6 protein-coding genes are annotated in these 9,179 nt (G+C 28.5%); 1 reads left to right on the top strand and 5 read right to left on the bottom strand.

Annotated features, from left to right (window positions below; all coding sequences use genetic code 11):
• Positions 1-523: 523 nt before the first annotated feature.
• The gene (locus CLV39_RS08540; protein ID WP_121923820.1) at positions 524-3,511 is read right to left on the bottom strand and encodes an AAA family ATPase; all 2,988 of its coding nucleotides are present in this window, start codon (positions 3,509-3,511) and stop codon (positions 524-526) included.
• Between the two features lie 186 nt (positions 3,512-3,697).
• On the opposite strand from CLV39_RS08540, the gene CLV39_RS08535 reads away from it, so the two are divergent.
• Positions 3,698-4,882 carry a dicarboxylate/amino acid:cation symporter gene (locus CLV39_RS08535; protein ID WP_121923819.1) on the top strand — a complete coding sequence of 395 codons (1,185 nt, stop codon included), beginning with the start codon at positions 3,698-3,700 and terminating at the stop codon, positions 4,880-4,882.
• 2 nt (positions 4,883-4,884) lie between these two features.
• On the opposite strand, the gene CLV39_RS08530 is transcribed toward CLV39_RS08535, so the two are convergent.
• Genes CLV39_RS08530 through CLV39_RS08515 form a run of 4 tightly spaced genes read right to left on the bottom strand, consistent with a single transcriptional unit; the run spans position 4,885 to position 9,178 of the window.
• Positions 4,885-6,654: an ABC transporter ATP-binding protein gene (locus CLV39_RS08530; RefSeq protein ID WP_121923818.1), complete on the bottom strand. Its 1,770-nt coding sequence runs from the start codon at positions 6,652-6,654 to the stop codon at positions 4,885-4,887.
• Between the two features lie 8 nt (positions 6,655-6,662).
• Positions 6,663-7,670, bottom strand: coding sequence for an aldo/keto reductase (locus CLV39_RS08525; protein ID WP_121923817.1), 1,008 nt, complete (start codon positions 7,668-7,670; stop codon positions 6,663-6,665).
• On the bottom strand, positions 7,670-8,296 hold the full coding sequence (locus tag CLV39_RS08520) for a tetratricopeptide repeat protein (protein WP_245960363.1): 627 nt from the start codon (positions 8,294-8,296) through the stop codon (positions 7,670-7,672). Before CLV39_RS08520 ends, CLV39_RS08525 begins: the two co-directional genes overlap by 1 nt.
• Positions 8,297-8,308: 12 nt before the next feature.
• On the bottom strand, positions 8,309-9,178 hold the full coding sequence (locus CLV39_RS08515; RefSeq protein WP_121923816.1) for a hypothetical protein: 870 nt from the start codon (positions 9,176-9,178) through the stop codon (positions 8,309-8,311).
• Position 9,179 lies beyond the last annotated feature (1 nt).

The raw sequence follows: 9,179 nt of genomic DNA, 5'->3' as shown, positions 1-9,179 counted from the left end.
TCTACTATACAGGCTGCGAAGTTGTTTATTCCGTAATCTATGGCTAAAACTCTACTTCCTTTAACCTCTACTTTTGGTATTGCCTCTTCATATACTACTACCAGTTTGTAGCTTAGATGTCCATAAGCCTTGTATGGAACTAATTGAATGTTAAGAACTCTTAATTCTTTTAACCTTTTATAGCCTGTTTCTATCCAGAGGTAGTCAGTTTCTATGTTGAATTTGCTCTTTAAGTATTCCTTTAAACTCTTTGAGAGGGAGAGCCTTATTACACTTCCTACTATCTTAAAACCTGTCTTGTCCCAGGTGATTGTCCTATGAGGAAGATTAGGTTAAGTGTCCAATTATTATCAGTTGCTAGTCAGTTAACCTGTTATTAAGCTCAAATGAAATAGCTTTTTTTGTTTTCATAGGTTTATTGTATCATTCTATATACGGGCTTTCATCCCCTCCCTTACGGAAGGAGTCTTCTCGCCCGCTAAAGATAAAGGGGAAAGGGAAAGCTCCCTCCCCAGATTTTTAATTATTTATTATCTTCTTTTTTCTTTGGCACAAATTTTAATTCACCATTTTCTTCATCTATTAATACAATATCTCCGGATTTAACTTCACCTTTAAGTATTAATTCAGAAAGTGGAGTTTCTACATATTTTTGTATTGCTCTTCTTAAAGGTCTAGCTCCATAAACAGGATCATAACCTAGTTTCGCAATAAGCTCTTTAGCTTTGTCTGTAGCTTCAATCTGTATTTCTCTATCATGAAGTCTAGCATTAAGTCCTTTAAGCATAAGATCAACAATTTGTAATAATTCTTTCTTGAATAATGGTTTAAATACAAGTATTTCGTCTAATCTGTTTAAAAATTCCGGTCTGAAATAGTTTTTAACTTCCTCTAAAACTTTTTCTTTTGCATTTTCAAACTCTTTTTCTATTGTTTTTTCATCAGCATCAAAAGGTATAATTGTTAAGTATTGGCTACCTATGTTTGAAGTCATTATTATTATTGTATTTCTAAAGCTTACTGTTCTTCCTTGTGCATCTGTTAATCTTCCATCATCAAGTACTTGTAAGAATATATCAAACACTCTTGGATGAGCTTTTTCTATCTCATCAAGTAGCAACACTGAATATGGTTTTCTTCTTACTGCTTCTGTTAGTTTTCCTCCTTCTTCATATCCTACATATCCTGGAGGTGCACCTATTAATTTAGCTACAGAATGTTCTTCTTTAAATTCTGACATATCAAGTCTTATTAATGCATCTTCATCACCAAATAAAAGCTCAGCTAAAGCTTTTGCTGTTTCTGTTTTACCAACTCCTGTTGGTCCAAGGAACATAAATGATGCAAGAGGTTTTCTTGGATCTGAAAGTCCTGCTCTTGCTCTTCTTATAGCTTCAGCAACTGTTTTTATTACATGCTCTTGATCAACAACTCTTTTATGAAGTTCTTCTTCAAGATGTAAAAGTCTTTCCATTTCTTCTTCTTTAAGTTTAGATAAAGGAATTCCTGTCCAATCTGATACTACTTCAGCAACATCATCTTCGCTAACTACAGTTTTTTCTGCTATTTTAGCTTCAATTTCTTTTATCTCTTTTTCTAATTTTGCTTTTTCTATTTTTAATTCAGCCTCTTTTTCATAATTACCTTTTTCTGCTTCAACTTCTATCTGTCTTTCTATCTCTTCTAACTGTTTTCTTAGTTGTTCTAATTTCACATGCTCATTATCAGATTTCATCATAAGCTCTTTTAGTTGTTTTTCTAAATTAGCTTTTTCAATCTTTAATTGAGCTTCTTTTTCATAATCACCATCTAAGGAAGCTTGCATTATTTGTTCATCTAAAAGTTTTATCTTTCTTTCAAGTTCAATAACTTCAGGTGGAGCATATACAAGTTTTAATTTTTTTCTTGCGCATGCTTGATCTAAAGCATCTATAGCCTTATCTGGTAATCTTCTATCTTGTATATATCTATCAGTAAGTTTTGCTGCTGCTTCTAAAGCAGAATCATCAATTTTAACTCCATGATGTTTTTCAAGTTTTGGTCTTAGTGCCTTTAATATTTCTATAGTAGTTTCTACATCTGGTTCTTCTACTAATACCGGTTGGAATCTTCTTTCAAGAGCAGGGTCTTTTTCAATATATTTTCTATATTCTTCTAAAGTTGTAGCACCTATTACTCTAAGCTCTCCTCTTGCAAGTGCTGGTTTTAAAAGGTTTCCTGCATCTGTAGAACCTTCTGTAGCACCAGCACCAACAATAGTATGAAGCTCATCTATAAATAAGATAATCTCCCCTTCAGATTTTTTTACTTCATCAATTATGGCTTTTAATCTTTCTTCAAACTCTCCTCTATATTTTGTACCTGCAAGTAATGCTCCCATATCAAGAGCAATAATTCTTTTATCAAATAAATCTTCTGGTACTTCTTTATTTACTATTTTTTGTGCTAAACCTTCAACTATTGCTGTTTTACCAACTCCTGCTTCCCCAACAAGTACTGGATTGTTTTTAGTTCTTCTTAAAAGAATTTCTATTACTTGTTGTATTTCCTTTTCTCTTCCAATAACTGGATCTAACTTGCCTTGTTTAGCAAGTTCTGTTAAATCTACACCATATTTTTCAAGTGCTGATTTTTCTTCTTCTGCCATTTCTTGTTGAATGTTTTCTCCATTCATCTTTTCCTTTCCTCCTGTTAATATTTGTTCTAATATTTTTCCTGCAATTGTATCTTTAGAATCTATTAGTGCGGTAGCTATATATACTGGGGATACTGCTGACTCCCCTTTTTCTAAAGCAAGCTTTTCTGCTTTTTCTAATACTTTTACTAATTTATTTGAATAAATTTTACCACTTTTAGTTCCAAGTACTTCTTCAGCAATTCTTATTACAACTCTATCTGGTGATATTCCAAGTTCATCTAGCTGTTTTACTAAATCTGAATTTTCTATTATCTTGTATAAGACAGATGAAAGACTTGCTTGTCCATTTAAAAATGCATCTGCAGTTTCATTATCCATTACTTGAAGTAATGAGTTTTTAATCTGATTTAATTGTGATTTAAGCTGATTTTCATATCTTTGAAGTCTTTCGTATTCAAGTCTTGCAGAACTACCAAATCCTCCCCAAAAACTACTTTCTTCATATTTTAATTCTTGTTCTACTTCTTTTTTTGCTTTTGCTACTTTTTGAAGTTCAGCAACTAATTGATTAATACTACCTTTAACTTGAGATAACTGATTTTGCAAATCTTTTAAGTAGTTTATATACTCTCTTGTAGATTTATCTACTTGAGAATATAAATCATTTAGATATTCTTGCACTTTTTTTACTAAATCTTTAGTATCTATTCCTCTTTTTTCTAATACCTTAGCAAGAGGTGAATCTTTTCTTGAAATTAATGCAAGAAGTAGATGATCTGTATCTGTAAGTCTATCTCCTCTTGCTTTTGCCTTGGCTTTAGCATCTTCTAAAATATCTTTTGATTTTTTGTCTAATAGGTTCTCGCTAAACATTTAAAATACCCTCCTTAAATTTTAGTCAATTATTGTTAGATAAATTTATAATTATTTTATCAAAATGTCAAGTCTTTTTAATATATATTTAACAATAGATATTAAACCTATTCTAGTCAATAATTTTTTCTTCTTTAAATTAGGTATAATACTTATCAAAAAGTTTTTAAACAAAAAAGGACAAATATGAAAAAATTTCTATCAATAGAAAATTTAACTATTTTAGGGATTATACTTGGAATATTAGTTGGAATTTATATCCCTGAATTAGCATTAAATCTTAAAATATTAGGAGATATCTTTTTAAACTTACTTAAAATGATAGTTATTCCACTTATTTTTGTATCTATTTTTGTATCTATTTCTACTTTAAGTTCTGCAAATGATTTTAAAGATTTAGGTATTAAAGCTTTTTTATATTATTTAGCAACAACTACAATAGCAGTTATTACTGGTCTTTTAGTTGCTAATATTTTTCCTTTTTCTATATCTGATATAAATCTTTCTTCAAATTCTGTAGATATAAAAAAACTTACTTTTGAAAGTTTTATAAATAATTTAATACCTTCTAATATTTTTGAAAGTTTCGCTGAAGGAAAATCTATACATGTAATTATATTTTCCATATTACTTGCTATAGCAGTTTTATATATAAAACAAGAAAAAAAGCAATTAATAGTAAATCTTTTTGATGGTTTAAATGATGCATTTTTATTAATAGCTAAATGGATAATATATCTATCTCCAATAGGAGTTTTTGCTTTAATATCTTCTATTGTTGCAGAAAAAGGAATAAAAGTAATTATTGATTTATGGCAATATGTCCTTATTGTTTTAATAGGTATAATATGGCATTTTGCGGTAAATTTAGGTTTAATAGCTTATTTAGTAGGAAAAGTAAATCCAGTTGAATATTTTAATAAAGTTAAAGAAGCTATATTAGTAGCTTTTTCTACATGCTCTAGTTCTGCCACATTGCCAGTTTCTTTAGAAGTTGCTGAAAAAGAGGCTAAAATCCCTAAGAAAGTGGCAGGATTTGTTTTACCTCTTGGAGCTACTATAAATATGGATGGTACTGCTTTATATGAAGCAGTTGCCGCTTTATTTATTGCTCATGTTTTTGGTATAGAACTTTCACTACTACAACAGATAATAGTAGTAATTACTTCAACCCTTGCATCAATAGGAGCTGCTGCAATTCCAAGTGCAGGCCTCATTACAATGACTTTAGTATTTTCTTCTGTAGGACTTCCTCTTGAAGGAATAGCTTTAATTGTTGCAGTTGACAGATTTTTAGATATGTTTAGAACTTCAACAAATGTATGGGGAGATTTAATAGGAGCTAAAGTAATTAGTAGATTTATAAAATAAGATTATTTTCTAAAAGCTCTTATATATTGAGTATATATTCCTTCTTTCTCAAGAAGTTCTTTATGGGTTCCTTCTTCTACAACTTTCCCTTTATCTATAACATATATGTAGTCTGCATTTTTTACAGTTGATAATCTATGGGCTATTAATATAGATGTTTTATCTTTTAAATAATTATCTAAAGCTTTCATTAATCTTTCTTCTGTTTGATAATCAAGAGCTGATGTTGATTCATCTAATATTACAACTTTTGGACTTGCAAGAATCATTCTTGCTACTGCAAGCCTTTGTCTTTCACCACCGGAAAGTCTTATACCATTTTTACCTACAAGAGTATCAAGTTTCTTTGGAAGATTTTGTATTACTTCATAGAGCTGAGCTATTTTTAAAGCTTGCCATATTTCACCTTCAGGTATTTCTTTGCCAAGAGTAAGATTAAACCTTATTGTATTATTAAAAAGTTGTGGATTTTGAAGAACCATATATACATTAGCTCTTATAACATCAAGGCCTATCTCTTTTACAGATATTCCATCATAAAAAATATCACCTTTATCTATTGGATAAAGTCCTGCTATTATATTAGCTATTGTTGTTTTTCCTGAACCTGTAGCACCAACAATGGCTATTTTAGATTTTTTAGGAATATTCATATTAATATTTTTAAGAACATAATTTTGTTTATCATAAGAAAACCAAACATTTTCTAATTTAATTGATACTGTATCTTTATTTTTAAATGGATTTTTTAAATGAGGATAAATAGGTTCTTTTTTTAAAGATAAAATCTCATTTATTCTCATAAGAGAAACATTTGCAGAATGGAAAGCATACTGAATTTCTAAAACATCTTGAATAGGTGTCATCATAACCCATAAATATCCAAAAATAGCAAGCATCATTCCTATAGAAAGGTCAGAATAAGCAACAAATAAAATTGAAACAGAGCGAAAAATTTCATATCCACCTAAAAAAATAAGCATTGAAAATCTGGTAGCTACATCACTTTTCCAACTAAAATTGATAGATGTATCTCTTACCTTTTTAGCTTCATTTAAAAGCTCTGATAAGAAAAAAACCTCTCTATTTGCTGCTTTTATCTGTCTAAATAAATCTAATGTTTCAATTAAAGCCTCTTGAAAAATCTCTATTGCTTTATTTTCTCTTTTTTTTAGTTTTCCAACTCTTCTTCCTATAGCAGTTGTGAAATAAACAACTATTGGATTTAAAAGAATTATTAAAAATCCAAGCTTCCAGTTAATAATAAGAAGAACAATACAAACACCTATTATTATTAAAATAGATATTATAAATCTTCCAATTGTTTTTCCTAAGAAAGTATCTATTGTATTAATATCTGTAATTAATTTTGATGCAATTTTTCCACTTCCTTCTATCTCAAAATCAGATAAAGATATATCTTTTATATGTAAAAGAACCTTTTCTCTAATTTTGTAAGTAATATTTTTAGAGATTTCAGTAAATATTTTTGTTTGTAAGGCAGAAAGAAGAAAAAATGCTGTTCTCATAAAAAGTACTATTAATAAAGCTGTTAAAACATAAGAAATAGTATTTCCTTGTCCAAATATTTTTTGATAAGTGTGGATAAAAATTCCTTCTTTACCAAGTAAAACTTCATCAACTAAAAAAGGAATAAATAAAGGTGTTGGAATACTAATTAAAGTTGCTAAAATAGCAATAATATTGCCTATAATTAACTGCTTTTTATATTTTTTTATCTGATTAAATATATAATTCCAGCTTAACTGCATCTATCTTCTCAAAGATCAGCAAACATATCCAAAAACCATTGAGGATAAGGTCTTTCTGGTGCAGAAATCTCGTCTATATAATCAATATCTTCCTGTTTTAAGTTCCAATTTACAGCTCCAAGATTATCTTTTAACTGCTTTAAATTTCTAACACCTATGATTATTGAGCTTACAAAAGGTTTTGCTTTCAACCAGTTTAATGCAACTTGAGAAACTGTAGCATCATATTTTTCAGCTATCTTTCTAAGTTCATCAACTATAAAATATGCTTTTTCAAAATCAAATCTTAAGAAAGGTCTTTCCATTCTTGCATATCTGCTATCTTGAAGATGAGGATTATCCTTAGAGTATTTTCCTGTTAAAAAGCCACCAGCTAAAGGACTCCAAGGCAATATTCCTATCTTTAGATCTTCACAAGCAGGAACAACTTCAAACTCTATATCTCTTCCAAGAATTGAGTAATACATCTGAGCAGAAACAAATTTTGAGTATCCTTTCATCTGTTGAAGTAAAACAGATTTTGTAATCTGCCAACCTGCAAAATCAGATATTCCTATGTATCTTACTTTTCCTATTCTTACTAAATCATTTAAAGCTTCTACGGTTTCTTCTATTGGTGTATGATTATCCCACCAATGAACTTGATAAAGGTCTATATAATCTCTTTTTAGTCTTTTTAAAGATTCATCTACGGATTTAAAAATATGATGTCTTGATAATCCTCTCTTATTTGGATCATTTTCATCCATAACACCTCTAACTTTTGTTGCAATTATCACATCATTTTTTCTATTTCCAAGGGCTTTTCCAAGTAGCTCTTCACTTTCTCCGTAAGCATATATATCTGCAGTATCAAAAAAGTTAACTCCGTTATCTATTGCATAATCAACTACTTTTTGAATTTCTGAAAAAGGCATACTTCCAGCAGATCTCCAACCTTTTTCTGTAAAAGTCATTGCTCCAAGACATATAACAGAAACCTTTAAACCTGTATTCCCTAAATTTCTATATTCCATTATTTTTCCCTCTCAATAATTTTATATAAATAATTTTTAGCTAATATATTTTCTGGATCTAAAATTATTATATCTTGAAAAATCTTTTTTGCAGTTTTGTAATCTTTTAAAGCATATTTTATTAATGCTAACTCAGTAAGAAATTTTACATCTGTTGGATATACTAAGAGCATTTTATTCACAATTTTTTGAGCATCTTCAAACTTTTTTTCTTTTCTTAATACATAAGAAAGTCTTAAATTAGCATAATAGTTATAATAATCTTTACTTATTATTGAATAACACACTTTTTCTACATCTGAGAATTTTCCCTGAGCTAAAAGGGGCAATGTATATCCAAGTTTTGCTTCTATAGAATAAGGTAAAGCTTTTATTGCCTTTTCATAATGGAACTTAGAATTTGCATAATTTTTATTTAAATAATAAAGCCAACCAAGTCTAAGATTGACTGTATATCCTGTAGGATATTTATTATATATAGGAATTAAAACTTTTATTGCATCTTTATAATCTTGCATTTTTTCATATTGATAAGAAAGATGGTATGCCTTTTTTATATCTTCAAAAGACATGCCAAAGGAAAAATTAAATATTGCTAATAAAATTAATATTATTTTCTTTACCAATTTTCTCTCCTGTTAAAAAGATGCACCAAGTATAAGTATAGCAGTTGTTGTAGAAGCAGTTTTATTTGTACCTATATCATTAAAATAATCTCTAAATGCAGATAAGGTTAAACTAAAATTACGAGATAATATATATTTTACAGAACCACCAAATCCATATTTTCTTTTTTCTGATAAATTATAAACTGTAAAACCTCCATCTCTAACTGGGAAAGCCTGATCACCTACATAACCTTTTAAAGAAATTGTCCAATTTTTAATAAAATAAGATAAAAGTCCTTCTGTAGAAAAGGAATTTTTATTAACTCCAGTTAAATCTTCAGATAAATGAATATAATAAGGTTTAATCTGAATATAATAACGACCACCTTTGTAATAATTTCCAAGATAAAAGCCAAATTTTGGATTTATCTGATAAACATTCAAACCTTTATTTTTGATAGTTGGATAATCTTTATATCTTGAAAAATACATTTCTAAACCATAATTCCATTGATAAAGTCTATATTTTGTTATTTCTCCAAAAATTACAAATCCTTTATCGGTATTTTTATCATCTGAAGATATATAATGGGCTCCAGCTTTTAACTTAATTTCTCTAATCATATAGTTTGTATATGCAAAAGTAAAATCATTCTGATTTAAATGAGTATTATCTTTGTATTTTATATATGTATGGTCTATAGCTGTTTCAAAAAGATTTAATAAATTTAGTGTTTTATAAGAAAAATATACTCCTGTAAAATAACCATTATCTTTAACTGAAGAGTTATTATAAATTAAAGGAGTTCCGTAAATTACGCTACTAAAATAACCAATATTACTTGCTATTGATGTTGATAAAGGTGCAAATATAAATAATCCTATAAGAAATTTTTTCATA

The organism is Hydrogenothermus marinus (genome assembly GCF_003688665.1).
GTDB classification, from domain to species: domain Bacteria; phylum Aquificota; class Aquificia; order Aquificales; family Hydrogenothermaceae; genus Hydrogenothermus; species Hydrogenothermus marinus.
The sequence above is the reverse complement of the archived record's forward strand: the minus strand, read 5'-3'. Positions and strand labels throughout refer to the sequence as shown.

Excerpts from the sequence above, each read along its gene's own strand:
- CLV39_RS08515 (WP_121923816.1), bottom strand. The coding sequence starts at position 9,178 with ATGAAAAAATTTCTTATAGGATTATTTATATTTGCACCTTTATCAACA.
- CLV39_RS08540 (WP_121923820.1), bottom strand. The coding sequence starts at position 3,511 with ATGTTTAGCGAGAACCTATTAGACAAAAAATCAAAAGATATTTTAGAA.
- CLV39_RS08530 (WP_121923818.1), bottom strand. The coding sequence starts at position 6,654 with ATGCAGTTAAGCTGGAATTATATATTTAATCAGATAAAAAAATATAAA.
- CLV39_RS08525 (WP_121923817.1), bottom strand. The coding sequence starts at position 7,670 with ATGGAATATAGAAATTTAGGGAATACAGGTTTAAAGGTTTCTGTTATA.
- CLV39_RS08535 (WP_121923819.1), top strand. The coding sequence starts at position 3,698 with ATGAAAAAATTTCTATCAATAGAAAATTTAACTATTTTAGGGATTATA.